This is a genomic window from Comamonadaceae bacterium OTU4NAUVB1 (genome assembly GCA_024372625.1).
Lineage (GTDB): Bacteria > Pseudomonadota > Gammaproteobacteria > Burkholderiales > Burkholderiaceae_C > Variovorax.
Genome location: CP099605.1, coordinates 1,620,665 through 1,640,250, shown reverse-complemented (window position 1 = coordinate 1,640,250; position 19,586 = coordinate 1,620,665). Strand labels below are relative to the sequence as shown.

Sequence of the window (19,586 nt, the reverse complement as noted above, 5' to 3'; positions counted from 1 at the left end):
GCGCCCCCGCTCAGGCGTCCGGACAGGCGGCGGCCGGGTCGGCCTGGAGCGCCTGGACGTGGCGGGCGATCCCCGCCGAGACCCGGCCGGTGAGGCGCTGCGCGCCGAGCGCCAGGGCGTCGATGCCACCGGCCGCCGGCTCGCTGCCGCTCCATCGGCAGACCGTGCCGCGCTCGGCGTCGGCGCGCCGCACCGTCCATGAGAACGATGCGTCGGCGCGCCCGCCCTCGATCAGGTCGAGCCGCTGCAGCTGCACCGCGATGCGCCAGGCCGGGCCGCCCGCCAGGCGCGCGCCCTTGGTCACGTCCACGGCGCCCAGGCGCGTCGCGACGCCGGCGGCCAGCGCGTCGCGCAGTTCGTTCTCGAACGACGAGGTCCACCGGCTCTGCTCCAGCAGCGCGACCTCCGCGGTCGGCGCGCCGCCACGCGTGACCACCAACTGCGGCCTCGCCAGACGCTCGGGCATGGCGATGGGGGCCATGTCGATGAACAGACCCGGGACCGCCGGCACGGTGGCCGGCGGGGTCGCGCCCGCGCCCGGGGCGGCGGTGCCGCCCGCGCCGGCGACCGGTTCGGCCAGGGTGTAGTAGCGGTCGGGCGAATTCGCGCAGCCGACCGCGAACAGCACGGCGGCGGCCGTCGCCAGCGCGAGGCCGAGTGGTCCGCGCGGCCGCCGGCTTGCGGCGGGATCGATCGACGTCGTGGCGTTCATGGGCACCGTGTTCATTTCTTGTCCTCGGGTTTGCCGCGCAGCAGCGACTCGGGATGGCGCTCGAGGTAGTCGGTGAGCACGCGCACGGAAGCGGCGGCGCGCGTGAGTTCCTGCACCGTCTGGCGGATGTCCTGCTGCAGCGGCGCGTCCTGCTGAAGCAGCGAGCGGTCGGCGCTGTTTATGGCGCGGTCGGCGCTGTCGATGGTCTTGCGCGCGTCCTTCATGGCGGCCTTGATCTCGGGCGAGATGTCGTCGTTCAGGGTGCGCGTGAGCTTCTCGGCGCCCTTGAGCGTCTTGTCGAGCGTGGCGAGCGTGGTGCGCAGGTCGTTGCCGATCTGCTCGAAGGGCACCTTGTTGAGCTTGCCGGCGATCTCCTGGACCTGCGACTGGATCTCGTCGAGGCTGTTGGGGATGGTCGGCAGCTCGACCGGCTCGCGCGCGAGGTCGATGCCCGCCTTGGGCGCCCTCGGGAAGAAGTCGATCGCCACGTACACCTGCCCGGTCAGCAGGTTGCCGGTGCGCAGTTGCGCGCGCAGGCCCTTGCCGACCATGTAGCGCAGGCGCTGCTCCTCGGTGTAGCGCGATTCCGGCGCCTCGTTGCCGGTGCCGCGACGCAGGCGCTCCGGGTAGATCTGCACCAGCACCGGCATGCGGAACTCGCGCTCGCTGCGGTCGAAGTCGATGCCGATGGATTTCACCTCGCCGATCACCACGCCCCGGAAATCGACCGGCGCCCCGGGCGAGAGTCCGCGCAGCGACTGGTTGAAATACAGCAGCACCGTGCGCGCCGGGCCGTCCGGGCGCTTCATGGCGGCGCTCTCGTCGCCGGCCAGGATGAAGGCGGTGTTCTCCGAGGCGACGGGGCCGATGCCCTCCTCCGGCGCCCCGATCGCGATGCCGCCGAGCAGGATCGTCGCGAGCGACTGCGTGCGCAGCGTCAGGCCGCTGGCGCTGACCTGCATGTCCACGCCGCTGGCATGCCAGAAGCGCGTGTTGGCGCCGACGAACTTCTCGTAGGGCGAGTTGACGAAGACGCGCAGCGTCACGCCCTTGCCGTCCGGGTCGAGTTCGTAGGCCGCCACCTGCCCGACCCGGATGCGCCGGTAGTAGATGGGCGAGCCGACGTCGAGCGAACCGATGTCGTTGGCGCGCAGCAGGAACTGCCGCCCCGAGGCGTCGCGCGTGACGGTGGGCGGCGATTCGAGTCCGGTGAACTCCGAGGCCGTCTCCTCGGACACGCCGGCGTCCGCGCCGATGTAGGCCCCCGACAGCAGCGTGCCCAGGCCGGAGATGCCCGAGGTGTCCAGTCGCGGCCGCACGACCCAGAACGCGGTGTCCTGGGCGGTGAAGGCGTCGGCGTCCTTGTTGAGCTGCACGCGCACGCGCACGTGGGAGCGGTCGCGCGCGAGCCGCACGCTCTCGACCAGCCCGATCTGCACGTCCTTGTACTTGACGATGGTCTTGCCGGCCTCCAGCCCCTCGGCGGTGCGGAAGTTCAGCATGATCTCCGGGCCGCGACCGAACAGCGTCTTGGCCACCAGCGTGATGCCCACCAGCGCCGCCACCACCGGGATCAGCCAGATCAGCGAGGGCAGCCAGGCGCGGCGGCGCGCGACCCGGGAGTGTGGCAGGGTCGGCGGGACGGCGGGCGCGCCGTCGCGGCCGGCTCGGCCATCGTCGGGGGCGGCGGGGGGCGCGGGATTCGCGGGGGTGTCGCGGTCGGTCATCGGTAGAGGGTCCTTGCCGGCACGGCGGCCGGCGTCTGCGCGGGAGGTTCGGGGCGGAGGTCCGCTTCGTCGTCGTCCGGATCATCGGCGACGCCGTCCCAGGTCAGCTTGGGATCGAAGCTGAGCGACGCCAGCATCGTCAGGACCACCACCATGCCGAAGGCGGCGATGCCGGCGCCGGCGGTGATCTCGGCGAAACCCTGGATGCGCACCAGCCCGGCGAGCAGCGCGACCACGAAGACGTCGAGCATCGACCAGCGGCCGATGAGTTCGATCACGTGATAGAGCTTCGAGCGCTCGCCGCGCCGCCAGTTGGTGCCGCGCTGGGCGTTGCACGCGAGCACTAACAGCGCCGCCAGCTTGAACAGCGGCACCAGGAAGCTGGCGATGAAGACGATGGCCGCGAGTTCGTAGTCGCCCGTGATCCAGAAATAGATGATGCCGCTGAGGATGGTGTCGTTCTGCGTGCCGAAGAGCGAGCGCGTGACCATCACCGGCAGCAGGTTGGCCGGCAGGTACATCGCGCAGGCGGCGATCAGGAACGCCCAGGTCCGGTTGAGGCTGTCGCGCTTGCGGGCGCGCAGCGGCGTGCCGCAGCGCCCGCAGGGCGTCTCCTCGGCCGCGTCCTCCCACACCGTGCCGCACTGGCGGCAGCCCAGGAGACCGACGTCGACGGCGCGCGGCGCGGCGGCGGCCTCGGCGCGTTCGGCGGCCGACACGGGCGTGCGCAGCCCGCGCAGCGGGAACGACAGCAGCCGCAGCGTGCGCGCCTTCATGCGGCGCGCTCCGGGTCGGCCGGCGGCGCCACCGGGGCGGTGGCGTCGGCGACGGCGCTGTCGAGCTTGTTCTCGGCCATCTCCCAGAAGCCGCGCGGATCGAAGGCCAGCACCGCCGTCAGCAGCAGCGTGAGCGCCACGAAGGCCCACAGCGCCGGGCCGGGCAGCACGCTGGCCATGCTCGAGAGCTTGACCAGCGCCACCAGCACGCCCAGCAGGAACACCTCGATCATTCCCCAGGGCCGCAGCGCCTGCATCAGCCGCACCAGCAGCGCGAAGCCCAGGGCGCGGCGGTGCCGGCGCATCGGCACCAGCAGCCACACCAGGATCAGCAGCTGCATCAGCGGAAAGAGGATGGTGGTCGCGAGCACCAGGAACGCCACCAGCGACATGTCCTCCCCCGTCAGCGCGACGACGGCGCCGGCCAGCGTGGTCTGGCTGCGCAGGCCGCGCAGCTCGATCTCGACGATCGGGAACAGGTTGGCGATCGCGAACAGGATCAGGCAGGCGAGCGTGAGCGGCAGCATGCGCTCGCGCTGCGCCCCCGGGTGGCGGTCGAGTTCGGTGCCGCAGCGCGGGCAGCGCGCGATCTCGCGCGGGTGCAGCGGCGTGCGGTGCCAGACCGCGTCGCAGCCGTCGCACACGATCGCCTCGGGGACTTCCTTCATGGGTGGACAGGGAGGTGGACGGGAACGGGCATCGATGGAAGCGTACGCGGCAATCTAGCGGTGGACGACGGGCGCCGTCCTCAGACGCAGGCTACTGCAGATGCCGGCCACCGCCGCGCAGCCCGCGGCCAGCACCAGCGCGATGAACGGACCCCGGCCCTGGTGCGGGTTCCAGACGCTGAAGACCGCCGCCACCGCCACGGCGCCGATCGTCTGGCCGGTGAGCCGGGCCGTGCCCAGCATGCCGCTGGCCGCGCCGCTGCGGTGGCGTGGCGGGGAGGTCACGATGGTGTGGTTGTTGGGCGACTGGAACAGCCCGAAGCCGGCCCCGCACAGCGCGAGCCGCCAGGCGATGTCGAGATCGGAGGGCACCGCCGGCAAGGCCGCGAGCAGCGCCAGGCCGGTGGCCAGCAGGCCCAGGCCGATGCCGCCGAGCAGGCCGTCGGGATAGCGGCCGATCAGCCGCCCGGCGATCGGCGCCACCACCACGATGGCCAGCGGCCACACCGTGATCAGCAGCCCGGCCTGCAGGTGCGTGCGGCCGTAGACGTCCAGCAGCAGGAACGGCAGCGCGATGTACGACAGCATCTGCGCGCAGAACGCCGCCACCGAGGTGCCCATGGACAGCGCGAAGACGGGAATGCGCAGCAGGTCGACCGGGAACAGCGGCAGTGCCAGCGTGCGCTGACGGCGCAGGTAGAAGAAGCCCACGCCCAGGCCGCCGGCCAGCAGCGCCCAGGCGACCGGCTGCGCGCCCGAGGCGACGTCGCCGCGCACGCCCAGGCGGTCGACGCCCACGAAGATCAGGCCGAACATCAGCACGTTGAGCGCGACGTCGCCCCACGAGAAGCGCGCGCCGGCGACCGGCCGGGCGACGTTGTGCGGCAGCGTCCGGCGTCCGATCAGCACCACCGCCAGCCCCAGCGGCACGTTGAAGGCGAACAGCCACGGCCACGAGGCGATCGACAGGATGCCCGCGGCCACCGACGGCCCCGCCACCGAGGCGATGGCCACCACCATCGAATTGATGGCCACGCCGCGCCCGAGCCGGTCGGCCGGGAAGATCAGCCGCACCAGCGCGGCGTTGACGCTCATGATCCCGGCCGCGCCCAGCCCCTGGAGCGTGCGGGCGGCGATCAGCGTGGGCAGCGAGTCGGCCAGCGTCGCGCCCAGGGACGACACCGTGAACAGGGCCATGCCGCAGAGGTACACGCGCCGGTAGCCGACCAGGTCGCCCAGGGAGGCGAGCGGCAGCAGCAGCACCAGCGTGGCGATCTGGTAGGCGTTGATGACCCAGATCGAATGCGCGGCGCTGGCGTTGAGTTCGCGCGCGATGCCCGGCAGCGCCAGGTTGACGATCGTGCCGTCGAGCACGGCCACCGAGATGCCCAGCACCATCACCACCATCGCCCGCAGGCGCTGGGGCGCCGGCAGGCCGTCGCGCACGGGCGTGTCGGCGCGCCCGGGGCCGGGAACGGGAACGGTGGAGGCCGCGGTGGCTTCGGGTGTCTTCATGGGGAGGTCGGCGCCTTCAGTTGGCCGTGCAGGGAACGGAGCGCCGCTCGCCGAGCGTCGTCCAGGTCAGGAGTCCGGCCACCAGCGCGCCGCCGGCCATGCCGGCGACCATCGGCAGCGGCGTGCCGTCGGTGAAGAGTCCCACCACGCCCATGACGACGGCGCCGGTGAGCATCTGCAGCGTCCCCAGCAGCGCCGACGCGGTGCCGGCGATGGCGCCGTGGGCTTCCAGCGCCAGCACGGCCGTGGTCGGGATCACCAGCCCCATGAAGCCGCTGGCGACGAAGTACAGGACGATCAGCACCCACAGCGCGTCGCCGCCCGCCGCGTAGTAGCCGAACATCGCCAGCATCACGGCGCAGCACCCCGCGACACCGCCCCGGACCACGCGCGCCAGCCCGAAGCGCTCGCCCAGCGCACCGGTGAACTGCGAGACCGCGATGAACGCCGCCGCGTTGACGCCGAAGGCGATGCTGTACATCGTCGGCGTGAGACCGTAGTGGCCGATCATCACGAACGACGAGTTCGCCAGGTAGGTGAAGAAGCCCGCCATCGCGAAGCTGCCGATGAAGACCAGGCCCAGGTAGTGCCGGTCGCGCAGCAGCAGCGCGTAGGCCGCCAGGGCGCTGGCGACGCCGCTCTCCACCCGGTCGGCCGCCGGCCGCGTCTCGCGCAGCGACGTGGCGATGAGCACCATGCCCGCCACGGCCGCCCCGCACACCACCCAGAACACCGCGCGCCAGCCGGCCAGCGCGATCACCGCGCTGCCCGCGAGCGGCGCCAGGATCGGCGAGACGCTGAAGACCAGCATCAGCAGCGCCATGAGCCGCGCCGCGTCGTTGCCGGTGTGCAGGTCGCGCACCACCGCGCGCGGGATGGCCATGCCCGCCGCGGCGCCCAGGCCCTGCAGGAAACGCATCGCGATCAGGGTGCGGATGTCGCCGGCCAGCGCGCAGCCCACGCTCGCCGCGGCGAACAGCACCAGCCCGAAGACCAGCGGCGCGCGGCGCCCGACCATGTCCGAGACCGGACCGTAGAACGGCTGCCCGACCGCCAGCGCCAGGAAGAACGCCGTCAGGCTCCACTGCACGGCGCCGATCTCCGCGCCCAGGCTCGCGCCGATGTCCGGCAGCGCCGGGAGGTACATGTCGATGGCGAAGGGGCCGATGGCGGAGAGCAGGCCCAGCACGAGGGCCATCTTGAGGAAACGGGAGGAAGGCATCGGGGCGATTGTCCTCGCCGGGCGATGGGCCGCCCCGGGCGCGGACCCTGGCGCTGTGCTAGGCCGCGCCCGCCGCCGCGTCGCTCGCGCGCGACGACGCCGCGCGCGGGTGCAGCGCGACCTGCGCCACCAGGAAATCCAGCACCGCCCGCACGCGCGCGGGCAGGTGCCCGGGCTTGCCGACGTAGACCGCGTGGATCGGTTCGACGTCGCGCGGGTTGAAGGCGTCCAGCACCTCGACCAGCCGCCCGGCGTCGAGGTCGGCGCCCACGTGGTAGAGCGACAGCCGGGCCAGCCCGACGCCCGCCACGGCCAGGGCGCGGATCGCCTCGCCGTCGGCGGCGCGCACGCGCCCGGCCACCGGCAGCATCAGCGTGCGGCCGTCCACGCGCAGGGGCCAGTCGGCCACGTTGCGCCGGTACGACCAGCCGATGCGGTCGTGCGTCTCGAGGTCGCGCGGCACCGCCGGCGTGCCGCGTCGCGCGAGGTACGCCGGCGCGGCGACGATCGCCTGCTCGGTCGCGCCCAACCGGCGCGCGACCAGGTCGGACGCCGGCAGGCTTCCCCAGCGGATCGCGATGTCGGCGCGCTCGTCCATCAGATCGACCACGCGGTCGGTCAGGCCGATGTCGAGCGTGATCTCCGGGTGCAGCGCGAGGAAGCGCGGCACCAGCGGAATCAGCACCTGATGGCCGAAGGAGACGCTGGTGTTGATGCCCACGCGCCCGCGCGGGGTGGCGCCGACGGCCGCCGAGCTGGCCGAGCGCTCGGCCTCGTCGAGGTCGGCCAGCACGCGCAGGCTGCGCTCGTGGAACTGCCGGCCCTCGGGCGTGAGCTGGAGCTTGCGGGTCGAGCGATGCATCAGCCGCACCGACAGCCGCGCCTCCAGCCGCCCGATCAGCTTGCTGACGGCCGAGGGCGTCATTCCGAGGTGGCGCGACGCCGCCGAGAAACCGCCCCGCTCGACCACCTGGATGAAGGCTTCCATCTCGCCGGAGCGGTTGACGTCGGGGCGCGGCATCGGTGAATTCAGCTCACAGGTGATGGTCGGAGCGGCATTCTAGTCATCGACCACGGAGACGCGCACAGTCGCTCCACCATGCCCATCGCACTCCTCGCACTCACCGCCGGCGCCTTCGGGATCGGCACCACCGAATTCGTCATCATGGGCCTGCTGCTGCAGGTCTCGGCGGACCTCCACGTCTCCGTCGCCACGGCCGGCCTGCTGATCTCGGGCTACGCGCTCGGGGTCGCGGTGGGCGCGCCGCTGCTGACCATCGGCACGCGCGCCCTGCCGCGCAAGACCGTGCTGCTGGCGCTGATGGCCATCTTCACGCTCGGCAACGTCGCCTGCGCGCTGGCGCCGGACTACGCCACGCTGATGGCCGCGCGCATCGTCACCTCGCTCGCGCACGGCACCTTCTTCGGCGTCGGCTCGGTGGTGGCGACCGGGCTGGTCGCGCCGGAGCGCCGCGCCTCGGCCATCGCCGTCATGTTCACCGGGCTGACCGCCGCGACGGTGCTGGGCGTGCCGGCCGGAGCGTGGCTGGGCCTGCACTTCGGCTGGCGCGCGGCGTTCTGGGCGGTGGCGGTGGTCGGCGCGACGGCGCTGGCGGTGCTCGCGGCCTTCGTGCCGCGCGAGCGGGCCGGCACGGCGCCGGGCCCGCTGGCCGCCGAACTCGCCGTGCTGGCGCGCCCGCAGGTCTGGCTCGGCCTGGGCATGACGGTCTTCGGCTTCGCCGGCGTGCTGGCCGTCTTCACCTTCGTGCAGCCCCTGCTGACGCGCGTGACGGGGATGTCGGCGGCGGCCGTGTCGCCGGCGATGCTGCTGTTCGGCGTCGGCCTCGCGGCGGGCAACCTGCTCGGCGGCCGGCTGGCCGACCGGGCGCCGATGCCGGCCGTGCTGGGCACCCTGCTGGCGCTGGCCCTGGTGCTGGGCTCGATGGACCTGTGGATCCACCTGAGCGTGCCGGCGATGGTCTTCCTGGTGGTGCTGGGCGTCGCCGCCTTCGCCACCGTGGCGCCGCTGCAGGTGCGCGTGCTCGACCAGGCCGCGGGCGCCGGGCAGAACCTGGCGTCGAGCCTGAACATCGCCGCCTTCAACCTCGGCAACGCGCTGGGCGCCTGGGTCGGCGGGCTGGTCATCGAGCGCGGCCCCGGCCTGCGCGCGCTCGGCCTGGCCGGCGCCGTGCTCACGCTCGCCGGCCTGGGCCTCGCGCTGTGGAGCCGGGCGCTGACGCGCCGCGGCGCGGCGCGCTCCGGCCTGCCGGCGCCCGCGCGCACCTGAATCCGCGTTGCCAGCGCCCCTTCCCTTTGCTCCCTCCATCCAACCATCCCACCATCAAGGAGAACCCCATGGAACATCGCTACCTCGGCCGTTCGGGCTTCCAGGTGCCCGTGCTGGGCTTCGGCGCCGGCACCTTCGGCGGCCAGGGCCCGCTGTTCAGCGCCTGGGGCGCGACCGACGTCGCCGGCGCGCGCCGCATCGTCGACCTGTGCCTGGACGCCGGCGTCAACCTCTTCGACACGGCCGACGTGTATTCGGGCGGCGCCTCGGAGTCGATCCTCGGGGCGGCGCTGCAGGGCCGGCGCCACCGGGCCATCGTCTCGACCAAGCTGTCGCTGCGCATGGGCGACGGGCCCAACGACGCCGGCGCGTCGCGCCACCGCCTGATCGAGGGCGTCGACGCGGCGCTCGCGCGGCTGGGGACCGACCACATCGACATCCTGCAACTCCATGCCTTCGACGCCATGACGCCGGTCGAGCAGGTCGTGCGCACGCTCGACGACCTGGTGCGCGCGGGCAAGGTGCGCCATGTCGGCGTCTCCAACTTCTCCGGCTGGCAGCTGATGAAGTCGCTCGCGGCCGCCGACCGGCTGGGACTGGCGCGCCATGTCGCCAACCAGACCTACTACTCGCTCGTCGGCCGCGACTACGAGTGGGAGCTGATGCCGCTGGGCCTCGACCAGGGCGTGGGCGCGATCGTCTGGAGCCCGCTCGGCTGGGGCCGGCTCACCGGCCGCATCCGCCGTGGCCGGCCGCTGCCCGCCGGCAGCCGCCTGCACGCGACCGCCGGCTTCGGGCCGCCGGTGCCGGACGAACTGCTCTACCGGGTGATCGACGCCATGGACGGCATCGCCGAGGAGACCGGCCGGACGCTGCCGCAGATCGCCATCAACTGGCTGCTGGGGCGCCCGACGGTGGCGAGCGTGCTGATCGGGGCGCGCGACGAGGCGCAGCTCCGGGAGAACCTGGGCGCGGTCGGCTGGTCGCTGACCGGGGCGCAGACCGCGCGCCTCGACGCGGCCAGCGCGGTCACGCCGCCCTACCCCTACTACCCGTACTGGAACGGCCAGTTCGCCGAGCGCAGCCCGGTGGCGGTCCCGGTGGCGGCGGGAGCGTCGCCGGGCACGGACTGACGGGCCGGGGATGGCGACGGCGCCGTCGCGTCCGTCAGCCGCGCAGCTGCGCGCGCAGCCGCTCACCGATGTCCGGCCGCTCCAGGAACGGGTCGGCCGGGTTGGTGCCCGCGACGATGTGCTCCATCCGGCTCCTGACGTTGCCGAGCGCCTTGGGATGGCTGAAGACGTAGAAGCGGTTCGCGGCCATGGCGTCGAACACCATGGCCGCGACGTCCGCGGCGCTGACCTTGCCGCCGCCCACCGCCTTGGCGGTCATGGCGCGGCCGATCATCTGGCTCGGGGTCTCGGCGCCGGCGGCCAGCGTGCCGGGCCGGTTGCGGTCGCTGGTGGTGATGCCGGTGGGCACGAAGTACGGGCACAGCAGGCTGGCGCCGACCTGGGTCGTGACCAGCGAGAGGTCCTGGTAGAGCGTCTCGGTCAGGCTCACGACGGCCGCCTTGGCGGCGTTGTAGATGCCCATGTTGGGGGGCGTGAGCAGGCCGGCCATGCTGGCGGTGTTGACCACATGGCCGCGCCAGGCGGGGTCGCGCGCGGCGGCCTCCAGCATCATCGGCACGAACAGGCGCACGCCGTGGACCACGCCCATCAGGTCGACGCCCAGCACCCAGTCCCAGTCGGCGACGGTGTTCTCCCAGACCAGCCCGCCCGCGCCGACACCGGCGTTGTTGAAGACGAAGTGCGGCGCGCCGAAGCGCTCCAGCACCGCCTGCGCGAGCGCCTCCATCTGCGCCGCGTCGGCGACGTCCACGCGGTGCGCCATCACCGCCACGCCGGTGGCCTCGAGTTCCGCGCGCGCGGCGTCGAGGGCGTCGGCCTGCACGTCGACCAGCACCAGGTTCATGCCGCGGGCCGCGCCGATGCGCGCCGCCTCGAGCCCGAAGCCCGAACCCGCGCCGGTGATGACCGCCGTGCGGCCGTGGAAGTCGTCGATCATGGCGTGCCCACCTCGGCCAGCTTCAGCACGTAGCCGATGCGCGGGAAATGCACGTCGAGCGTGCCCGCGCGCGCGTCGGTGCGCCGCAGCGTGTAGTGCATGCGCGTGGCGGCGACCAGCGCGCCGGCCGTCTCTTCGAGGCCGAAGGTCTCGGCGCGCACCGTCACCTGACTGCCCAGGGGGATGCCGTGGTCGTCCTGGAAGGTGCTGTCGGAGAGCAGCGTGCGCGGCTGGGCGGCCCGGGCCGCCTCGATGGCCTCGGTCGAGGTCATCGGCGTCGACGCGCCGTGGCCGATGGCGGCCATGCGGTCCATCCAGTCGAGCACGGCGGGAGTGAGATCGAGGATCTCCTTGAGCGATTCGATGCGCCGCGTGTACCACAGCGGGTGATAGGCCGAGAAGTCGGCGATGCAGGGCGCCTCGCCCAGCAGGAAGGGCTTGTCGTCGAGCATGTCCGAAAGCCGGCGCAGGTAGGACTTGTAGGCGCCCGCGGCATCGGCCGGACGCAGGCGCGTCATGCCGCCGGCGCTCATCTTCGCGCGGTCGTCGGCGAACGCCTTGGCCGCCTCGGGCGGCGCGCCGGCGAACAGCTCGGCCGCCCCCCGGGGCTGCAGGTTGAACGCCATCGCGGCCCAGAACAAGGTGCTGTCGGCCCACTGCGCGAGGATGCGCGACATGCCCTTTTCGGGCTCCGGGTAGGCCGTCGGCGTCGGCGCCAGGTGCTCCAGCACGTCGGCGATGAGGGCCGTGTCGCAGTAGATGTCGCAGCCCACCTGCAGCAGCGGCGTGCGGCGGTAGCCGCCGGTCAGCGCCACGACGTCGGGCTTGGGGTTGATCGCCGGGATCAGCACCGACTTCCAGGCCAGCTGCTTGTGGCCCAGCAGGAGCCGCACCTTCTCGGAGAAGGGCGAACGCGGGTAGTGGTGGAGGATCAGGTCGTGCATGCGTGTTCCTTGGCGGGACGGGGCCGCGGGCTCAGACCAGCTTGACCAGCTGCTTGCCGAAGTTGCGGCCCTTGAGCAGGCCCAGGAACGCCTCCGGCGCGGCCTCGATGCCCTCGGCCACCGACTCGCGCGGGCGCAGCTTGCCCGACGCCACCAGGCCGCCGAGTTCCTTCAGGGCCTCGGGCCAGACGTCCATGTGCTCGCTGACGATGAAGCCCTCCACCTTCAGGCGGTTGACCAGGATCAGCGCCGGGTTGGCCAGCGGCAGCGGCGCGCCGTCGTAGCCGGCGATCATCCCGCACAGGGCGACGCGGGCGAAGGCGTTGGTGCGCGAGAGCACGGCGTCGAAGATCATGCCGCCGACGTTCTCGAAGTAGCCGTCGATGCCGTCGGGACAGGCCTCCTTGAGCGCCTTGCCCAGGGACTTGGCGTCCTCGTGCCGCTTGTAGTCGATGCAGGCGTCGAAGCCGAGCGTGTCGGTGGCGTAGGCGCATTTCTCGGGCCCGCCGGCGATGCCCACCACGCGCAAGCCGCGCGCCTTGGCCAGTGCCGCGAAGGCGCTGCCGACCGCGCCGGTGGCCGCCGAGACCACCACCGTGTCGCCTTCCTTGGGCGCGATGATCTTCACCAGCCCGTACCAGGCCGTCACGCCCGGCATGCCGACAGCGCCCAGGTAATGCGACAGCGGGACATGCGTGGTGTCGACCTTGCGCAGCGTGCCCGGCTGGTTCGCGTCGGCCACGCTGTACTCCTGCCAGCCGCCGAAGCCGACCACGAAGTCGCCCACGGCGTACTTCGGATGGCGGCTCTCCACCACCTCGCCGGCCGTGCCGCCCTGCATCACCTCGCCCAGCGGCTGGGGCTGGGCGTAGCTCTTGGCGTCGTTCATGCGCCCGCGCATGTACGGGTCCAGGCTCAGGTAGTGGTGGCGCACCAGCACCTGGCCGTCGGCGAGCGCGGGCGTCTCGGCGGTCGCGAGGCGGAAGTTGCCGGCGACGGCCTCGCCCTCGGGGCGGTTGTCGAGGAGCTGCTGTCGGTTGGTGGGCATGGGGTGGGTCTCCGGGATGGGATGGGGGTCAGTCGGTGGACGGCAGGCGCTGCGCGTTGGCGCTGGCCGGGCCGGTGGGCAGGCGGCGCTTGACGTACTTGAAGGTGCCGGTGGCGTGGGCGCAGAGCTGGTCCTTCTCGTCGAGGATCGACGCCTCCACGAAGGCCAGCGTGGCGGTGCGGTGCATCAGGCGGCCGACGCCGCGCAACGCGCCGAGCGACGGACGCATGAAGCTGGTCTTCATCTCGATGGTGACGACGCCGAACTCGGGCGTGTCGCTGCGCGCGGCGGCGGCCATCGAGATGTCCAGCAGCGTCATGCAGGCGCCGCCGTGCGCGACGTCGAAGGTGTTGAAGTGCTCGGGCGCGGGCGTGTAGTGGATCTCCGAGGCGCCGCCGCCGAACTTCGCCAGCTCGAAGCCCAGCAGTCGGGCGAACGGGATCTGGTGCATGTAGGTGCCCAGGTCGGGCACCGGGTTCGCGTGGGCCGCGGTGGCGATGGGGGTCGTGTCCGCCATCGCCTCAGGCCCCCGTCACCACGCTCACGCCGCCGTCCACCGCCAGCCACTGGCCGGTGATGTGCTTGCCGGCGGCGCTCGCGTAGAGCAGCGTGATGCCCTTCAGGTCCTCGTCGTCGCCCAGGCGGCGCAGCGGCGCGTGGGCGGCCATCCGGTCCTCGCCCAGGCTCTCGATGAGCACGCTCGCCATCTTCGTCTTGAAGAAGCCCGGACAGATCGCGTTGACGTTGATGCCGTGGCGGCCCCATTCGGCCGCGAGCGTCCGGGTGAAGCCGATGACGGCGGTCTTGGAGGTGTTGTAGGCCAGGGTCTGCATTTCCGCCGGGTTGCCGTTGAGGCCCGCGATCGAGGAGATGTTGATGATCCGGCCCCCCCGGTTCGGGATCATCCAGGCGTTGGCCACCTGCTGGGCGAGGATGAAATAGCCGCGCACGTTCAGGTTCATCACCTTGTCCCAGGCCGCCACCGGGTGCGATTCGGCCGGGGCGCCCCAGCTGGCGCCGGCGTTGTTGACCAGGATGTCGATGGCGCCCATGCGCTCGAGCGTCTGGTCCGCCAGGCGGCGTGCGTCCTCTTCCTTCGCGCAGTCCGCGGCGATCCAGCGCGCGTCGATGCCGGCGGCCTGGAGGTCGGCCGTGGCGTGTTCCAGGTCGTCGGCCTTGCGCGAGCTGAGCATCACGCGCGCGCCCGCCTCGCCCAGCGCGTGCGCCATCTGCAGGCCCAGGCCGCGCGAGCCGCCGGTGATGAGGGCGGTCTTGCCGGTCAGGTCGAACAGCTCGGAGACGGTGCGGGCGGCCATGGGGGTCGTGGCGCTCATGGTGCTCAGGCCTCGAAGTCGAAGACCGCGCGCGATGCGCGCAGCGTGCCCAGGGTCGCCGCCACCGACTGGTGCTTCGGATGCACCACGTAGGACTGCAGGGCCGCCGCGTCGTCGAAGACCGAACAGAGCACCACGTCGTGGCTGGCCTCCAGCCCCTCGGCGCGCACGGCGACGTAGAACTCGCGCATGCCCGGCACCAGGCCCTTGCAGGTCTCCAGCAGGCTTTTGAAACGCGGCGCATCGGCCGGGTCGTTGAGCGTCCACATGACGATGTGCTTGATCATGGTTCGTTGTCCTTGGTTGTCTTTCGGTGTCTTGCGGTGTCGGCGACGAGGTGGCGGGGGCGGCGCCCGGGGGATCTCAGTCCAGCCTGGAGCGCACGTAGATCAGCGCGATGCCGGTCGCCACGGCCAGCGCGCCGGGCACGCCGATCAGCCAGCCCAGGGCGGTGTCGGTGCGGCCGGTGTACCAGCCCAGCGCGGCGACGGAGATGCCGACGTAGATCAGGATCCACAGCCATTTCTCCAGGCGCGCGTGCGGTCCGGGCGTCGACGGCGCGATGGGATCGTCGGTGGGCGTGGTGGAGGAAGGGGCAGCGGGCTTGGCGGAATCGGTGGCCATCAGAAGGCGTCCTCGGGGAGGGCCGTACAGGTCGGGTCGCGCCGCTCGACGACCTCGAGCCAGGCGCCGATCTTCGGCAGTTCGTAATGAAAGAAGTAACGGGCCGCGCCCACCCGGCCGGCCGTGGCGGGCCGGGCGGCGTCCGCGTCGCCTTCCAGCGATCGCAGCGCGACGTCCAGCCAGATCCAGGCGAGCACGGTGTGGCCGAAGGCCTGCATGTAGGGTACCGCGTTCGCCAGGGCCTCCCGTGGATCGCCGGTCGACCAAGCCTCGCGGGTCGCCGAGACCACGCGCGCGAGCGCCGCTTCCAGCGCCTGCGGGAACCCCGCCAGCGCCGCCACGCCCCGGGCGCGCGCGGCCGTCGCGCGCATCCGCCCGGCGAGCAGTTCCAGCCCCCGTCCCTCCTCCATCAGGACCTTGCGGCCCAGCAGGTCGGCCGCCTGGATGCCGTGCGTGCCCTCGTGGATCATGTTGAGCCGGTTGTCGCGCCAGTACTGTTCCACCGGAAAGTCGCGCGTGTAGCCGTAGCCGCCGTGGACCTGGATGGCCAGCGAATTGGCCTCCAGGCACCACTCGCTCGGCCAGCTCTTGACGATCGGCGTGAGCACCTCCAGCAGCAGCCGCGCGTCGTCGGCGGCCCGCGGATCGGCGGGGCCGGCGGTCTTCTGCTCGTCGACCAGGCGCGCGCAGTACAGCGCCAGCGCCAGCGCGCCCTCGCAGTACGACTTCTGCGCCAGCAGCATGCGGCGCACGTCGGCGTGCTCGACGATGCGCACCTGCGGCCGGGCCGGGTCCTTGCCCTCCGGGCCGGTCGGACGGCCCTGGGGACGCTGCTTCGCGTAGTCGAGCGACGCCTGGTAGCCGGCCATCCCCAGCATGGTGGCGGCCATGCCGATGCCGATGCGCGCCTCGTTCATCATGTGGAACATGCAGTGCAGGCCCCTGCCCGGCTGCCCCACCCGATAGCCCACGGCGCCCGCCCGGCCGGCCACCGGAAACCTGCCCTCGCCGAAATTCAGCAGCGTGTTGGTGGTGCCGCGCCAGCCCAGCTTGTGGTTCAGGCCGGCGAGCGCGACGTCGTTGCGCTCGCCGGTCAGCGCGCCACCGGTGTCGACCAGCCTCTTCGGCACGATGAACAGCGAGATGCCGCGCGTGCCCGCCACCAGGCGGCCCTCGGCGTCGGGGATCTTGGCCAGCACGATGTGGACGATGTTCTCGGTCAGCTCGTGGTCGCCCGAGGAGATCCACATCTTGTTGCCGGTGAGCCGGTAGCGCGGGCCGAGCGGATCGTCGGCGAAGTCGTCGCCGTCGGGCACCGCGCGCGTGGCCACGTCGCTCAGCGACGAGCCGGCCTGCGGCTCCGACAGGCACATCGTTCCCGACCAGCGGCCGGAGAACTCGTTCTTCGCGAACACCTCGCGCTGCATCGGCGTGCCGTGGACCATCAGCAGGTTGGCGTTGCCGCTGGTCAGCATGCCCGAGCCGATGCTGACCGAGGCCATGGCGAAGAAGGCGTTGGCCGCCGCCTGCACCGTGTAGGGCAGCTGCATGCCGCCGATGTCGTAGTCCTGCGCGGCGCTCAACATGCCCGAGGCCGCGAAGGCCGCGTGCGCGTCGTGCGTCGCCTGCGGCAGGATGACGCGCTCGCCGTCGAAACGCGGCTCCTGCGTGTCGACCGTGCGGTTGTGCGGCGCGTACTTCTCGCGCGCGATGCGCTCGCAGGTGTCCAGCACCGCGTCGAAGGTCTCGCGCGAGTGGTCGGAAAAACGCTCCCGCCGCGCCAGGCCCTCGGCGTCGAGCCAGTCGTAGAGCAGGAAGTCGAGGGTCGGGCGGAAGCTCATCGGGCGGTCTCGCGTCGACGCGCTCAGAGAACTTCGAACACGCCGGCCGCGCCCATGCCGCCACCGATGCACATGGTCACCAGCACCTTCTTGGCGCCGCGACGCCGGCCCTCGATCAGCGCGTGGCCGGTCAGGCGCTGGCCGCTCACGCCGTAGGGATGACCCACCGCGATGGCGCCGCCGTCGACGTTCAGGCGATCCGCCGGGATGCCCAGCTTGTCGCGGCAGTAGATGACCTGCACGGCGAAGGCCTCGTTCAGCTCCCACAGGTCGATGTCGGCCACCGTCAGGCCCAGGCGCTTGAGCACCTTCGGGATCGCGAAGACCGGGCCGATGCCCATCTCGTCGGGCTCGCAGCCCGCCACCGCGAAGCCCAGGAAGCGCCCGAGCGGCTTCAGGCCGTGGCGCTCCGCGTAGCGCTCGTCGACCAGCACGCAGGCGCCGCCGCCGTCGGAGAACTGGCTGGCGTTGCCCGCCGAGATCACGCCGCCGGGGATCGCCGGACGGATGCCGCTGATGCCTTCCTTGGTGGTGCCGGCGCGGATGCCCTCGTCGTTCTCGACCGTGACCTCCTTGGTGCGCAGGCCCATGACCGGATCGGCCACGCCGGCCGTCACGGTGATCGGGGCGATCTCGTCCCTGAAGCGGCCGGCTTCCAGCGCGGCCGTGGCCTTCTGCTGGCTGGCGGCGCCGTACTCGTCCATGGCGTCGCGGTCGATGCCGTAGCGCTTGGCGACCTGCTCGGCGGTCTGCAGCATGTTCCAGTAGATCTCGGGCTTGTGCTTGACCAGCCAGGGGTCCTGGATCATGTGGCGGTTGGCCTCGTTCTGCACGCACGAGATGCTCTCCACCCCGCCGGCCACGTAGACCTCGCCCTCGCCCGCGATGATGCGCTGGGCCGCCGTGGCGATGGTCTGCAGGCCCGACGAGCAGAAGCGGTTGATGGTCATGCCCGAGGTGGTGACGGGCAGGCCGGCGCGCAGGGCGATCTGGCGCGCGATGTTCGCGCCGGTGGCGCCCTCGGGCGTCGCGCAGCCCATGACGACGTCGTCGACCTCGGCGCCGTCGATGCCGGCGCGGGCCACGGCGTGCTGCACGGCATGGCCGCCGAGCGTGGCGCCGTGGGTCATGTTGAAGGCGCCCTTCCAGCTCTTGGCGAGCGGCGTGCGGGCGGTGGAGACGATGACGGCGCTGGTCATGGGATGGGTCCTTTGGGATGAGGGAAAAGAAACGAGAAAAGCGGAAGACCGGTGGCCGGTCCCGTCATCGCCCGGCGACGTCGGTCGCCACGTCGCTGCCGCGCAGCAGGCGCTGGTAGAACCGGATCATCCGGGCGTGGTTGTCGAGCGACAGGCGCTCGTCGGTGCCGTGCAGGCGCGGCAGGTCGGCGAGCGCCAGCCGCATCGGCGAGAAGCGGTAGACCGCGTCGCTCACGTCCGCGAGGTGGCGCGCGTCGGTCGCGGCGGTCATGAGGCCCGGGGCCACCACGGCCTCGGGGTAGGTGGCGCGGATCGCCTGGGCGATGGCGGCGTAGCCGGGACCGTCGCTCGAAGACACCGGCGAGGGCTCGGCGTTGCCCGGCGACGGGACGATGCGGATCGCGTCGTTGGCCACGCGGCGGCGCAGGTGCGCCTCGACCGAGGCGAGCGTGTCGCCCGGCAGGATGCGGAAATTCACCACCGCCTCGGCGTGGCCGGGCAGCACGTTGTCCTTGTCGCCGGCGCGCACCACGGTCAGCGCCGTGGTGGTGCGCAGCATCGCGTTGCTGGCCGGGCTCCTGGCGAGCTGCACGGCGACGACCGGCGCCGTCAGCCACAGGTTGGTCAGCAGGTAGCGGTGGATGCCCTCCATCTCCGGCGCCAGGGTCGCGAACATGTCGCGCGCGACGCCGCGCACGGCGCCGGCCATCGGCTGGGTCTCCAGCCGCATGAGCGCGGCGCTGAGCTGGCCGATGGCGCTCTGGGCCGGGGGCATCGACGAATGCCCGGGCGCCACGTCGAGCGTCAGGAGGAAGGTGCCGTAGCCCTTCTCGGCCACGCCGATCAGCGCGGCGGGCCTGGCGAGGCCCGGCAGCGCGCCGTCGAGCACCAGCAGGCCCTCGTCGAGCACCCATTCGAGCCGCGCGCCGCGCGCCGCGAGCCGCTGCGCCAGCGCCTTGGCGCCGAGCAGCCCGCCGACCTCCTCGTCGTCGCCGTAGACGAGATACACCGTCTGGCGCGGCCGGAAGCCGGTGCCGAGGAGGGATTCGACCGCCTCCAGCTGCGCGAGCAGGTTGCCCTTGTCGTCGAGCGTGCCGCGTCCCCACACGAAGCCGTCGCGGACCTCGCCACCGAAGGGCGGCACGGTCCACGCCGACGCGGTGCCCGGCGCGACCGGCACCACGTCCTGGTGCGCCATCAGCGCCACCGGCCGCGCCGACGCGTCGCTGCCGGTCCAGGTGTAGAGCAGCGCCTTGCGCCCCACGACCTCGCGGGTCAGGGTGGCGTGCACGCGCGGAAACGACGTGGCCAGCAGCTCGTGCAGCCGGTCGAACGCGGCCTCGTCGCGCGCCCCGCCGTCGGCGGCCGACACGGTGGGCAGGCGCACCGCCGCGCCCAGGCGACGCGCGGCCGCCGGCAGGTCGATCGCGTCGGCCTCCCCGGTCACCGCCGCCGGAACCACCTGCCGCGACGGCGAGTGCCAGGTGTTCACGGCCATCGCGCCCGCGAGCGCGAGGAGGACGCCCAGCGCGCCCAGCGGCAGCGCCAGTCCGATCCGCATGCCGCGCCCGCCCGTCTTGACCATGTGCCCTCGCCGCCCGCGTCGCCGTCGCAACCGC

The 19,586-nt window shown here is 72.6% G+C and carries 19 protein-coding genes; 2 read left to right on the top strand and 17 right to left on the bottom strand.

Annotated features, from left to right (window positions below; all coding sequences use genetic code 11):
* Positions 1-10: 10 nt before the first annotated feature.
* From NF681_11085 to NF681_11055, 7 genes are all read right to left on the bottom strand, one after another.
* Complete coding sequence (locus tag NF681_11085; protein UST55672.1) at positions 11-727, bottom strand: PqiC family protein; 717 nt, start codon at positions 725-727, stop codon at positions 11-13.
* Positions 724-2,439 (bottom strand): MlaD family protein, encoded by a 1,716-nt coding sequence (locus NF681_11080; protein ID UST55671.1) that lies wholly within the window; start codon positions 2,437-2,439, stop codon positions 724-726. Before NF681_11080 ends, NF681_11085 begins: the two co-directional genes overlap by 4 nt.
* Entirely contained in the window at positions 2,436-3,215 is a 780-nt protein-coding gene (locus tag NF681_11075; protein UST55670.1) for a paraquat-inducible protein A, read from the bottom strand. The genes NF681_11080 and NF681_11075 overlap by 4 nt, the downstream gene beginning before the upstream one ends.
* On the bottom strand, positions 3,212-3,883 hold the full coding sequence (locus tag NF681_11070) for a paraquat-inducible protein A (GenBank protein UST55669.1): 672 nt from the start codon (positions 3,881-3,883) through the stop codon (positions 3,212-3,214). The genes NF681_11075 and NF681_11070 overlap by 4 nt, the downstream gene beginning before the upstream one ends.
* Before the next feature lie 54 nt (positions 3,884-3,937).
* Positions 3,938-5,290: an MFS transporter gene (locus NF681_11065; protein ID UST55744.1), complete on the bottom strand. Its 1,353-nt coding sequence runs from the start codon at positions 5,288-5,290 to the stop codon at positions 3,938-3,940.
* A gap of 124 nt (positions 5,291-5,414) precedes the next feature.
* The gene (locus tag NF681_11060; protein ID UST55668.1) at positions 5,415-6,620 is read right to left on the bottom strand and encodes a multidrug effflux MFS transporter; all 1,206 of its coding nucleotides are present in this window, start codon (positions 6,618-6,620) and stop codon (positions 5,415-5,417) included.
* A gap of 58 nt (positions 6,621-6,678) precedes the next feature.
* Positions 6,679-7,641: a LysR family transcriptional regulator gene (locus tag NF681_11055; protein ID UST55667.1), complete on the bottom strand. Its 963-nt coding sequence runs from the start codon at positions 7,639-7,641 to the stop codon at positions 6,679-6,681.
* A gap of 78 nt (positions 7,642-7,719) precedes the next feature.
* On the opposite strand from NF681_11055, the gene NF681_11050 reads away from it, so the two are divergent.
* Positions 7,720-8,907 (top strand): MFS transporter, encoded by a 1,188-nt coding sequence (locus NF681_11050; GenBank protein UST55666.1) that lies wholly within the window; start codon positions 7,720-7,722, stop codon positions 8,905-8,907.
* Between the two features lie 68 nt (positions 8,908-8,975).
* Positions 8,976-10,040, top strand: coding sequence for an aldo/keto reductase (locus NF681_11045; GenBank protein ID UST55665.1), 1,065 nt, complete (start codon positions 8,976-8,978; stop codon positions 10,038-10,040).
* Positions 10,041-10,074: 34 nt separating this feature from the next.
* Here NF681_11045 and NF681_11040 read toward each other — a convergent pair whose 3' ends face one another.
* The 10 genes from NF681_11040 to NF681_10995 form a co-directional block, all read right to left on the bottom strand.
* Positions 10,075-10,977, bottom strand: coding sequence for an SDR family oxidoreductase (locus NF681_11040; protein ID UST55664.1), 903 nt, complete (start codon positions 10,975-10,977; stop codon positions 10,075-10,077).
* Positions 10,974-11,921, bottom strand: a complete 948-nt coding sequence (locus NF681_11035) for a glutathione S-transferase family protein (protein ID UST55663.1) — start codon at positions 11,919-11,921, stop codon at positions 10,974-10,976. The genes NF681_11040 and NF681_11035 overlap by 4 nt, the downstream gene beginning before the upstream one ends.
* 31 nt (positions 11,922-11,952) lie before the next feature.
* Positions 11,953-12,969: an NADP-dependent oxidoreductase gene (locus tag NF681_11030; GenBank protein ID UST55662.1), complete on the bottom strand. Its 1,017-nt coding sequence runs from the start codon at positions 12,967-12,969 to the stop codon at positions 11,953-11,955.
* A gap of 28 nt (positions 12,970-12,997) precedes the next feature.
* Positions 12,998-13,486 (bottom strand): PaaI family thioesterase, encoded by a 489-nt coding sequence (locus tag NF681_11025; protein UST55661.1) that lies wholly within the window; start codon positions 13,484-13,486, stop codon positions 12,998-13,000.
* A 4-nt stretch (positions 13,487-13,490) separates the two neighbouring features.
* Positions 13,491-14,285: an SDR family oxidoreductase gene (locus NF681_11020; GenBank protein UST55743.1), complete on the bottom strand. Its 795-nt coding sequence runs from the start codon at positions 14,283-14,285 to the stop codon at positions 13,491-13,493.
* Positions 14,286-14,308: 23 nt separating this feature from the next.
* Positions 14,309-14,590 (bottom strand): Dabb family protein, encoded by a 282-nt coding sequence (locus NF681_11015; protein ID UST55660.1) that lies wholly within the window; start codon positions 14,588-14,590, stop codon positions 14,309-14,311.
* Between the two features lie 76 nt (positions 14,591-14,666).
* Complete coding sequence (locus NF681_11010) at positions 14,667-14,927, bottom strand: hypothetical protein (protein UST55659.1); 261 nt, start codon at positions 14,925-14,927, stop codon at positions 14,667-14,669.
* Positions 14,927-16,768 carry an acyl-CoA dehydrogenase gene (locus NF681_11005; protein UST55658.1) on the bottom strand — a complete coding sequence of 614 codons (1,842 nt, stop codon included), beginning with the start codon at positions 16,766-16,768 and terminating at the stop codon, positions 14,927-14,929. The genes NF681_11010 and NF681_11005 overlap by 1 nt, the downstream gene beginning before the upstream one ends.
* 23 nt (positions 16,769-16,791) lie before the next feature.
* A complete protein-coding gene (locus NF681_11000) occupies positions 16,792-17,967 on the bottom strand; it encodes an acetyl-CoA C-acyltransferase (protein UST55657.1) in 1,176 nt (391 codons plus the stop codon).
* 64 nt (positions 17,968-18,031) lie between these two features.
* Positions 18,032-19,552 carry a M20 family peptidase gene (locus NF681_10995; protein ID UST55656.1) on the bottom strand — a complete coding sequence of 507 codons (1,521 nt, stop codon included), beginning with the start codon at positions 19,550-19,552 and terminating at the stop codon, positions 18,032-18,034.
* Between the last annotated feature and the right edge of the window lie 34 nt (positions 19,553-19,586).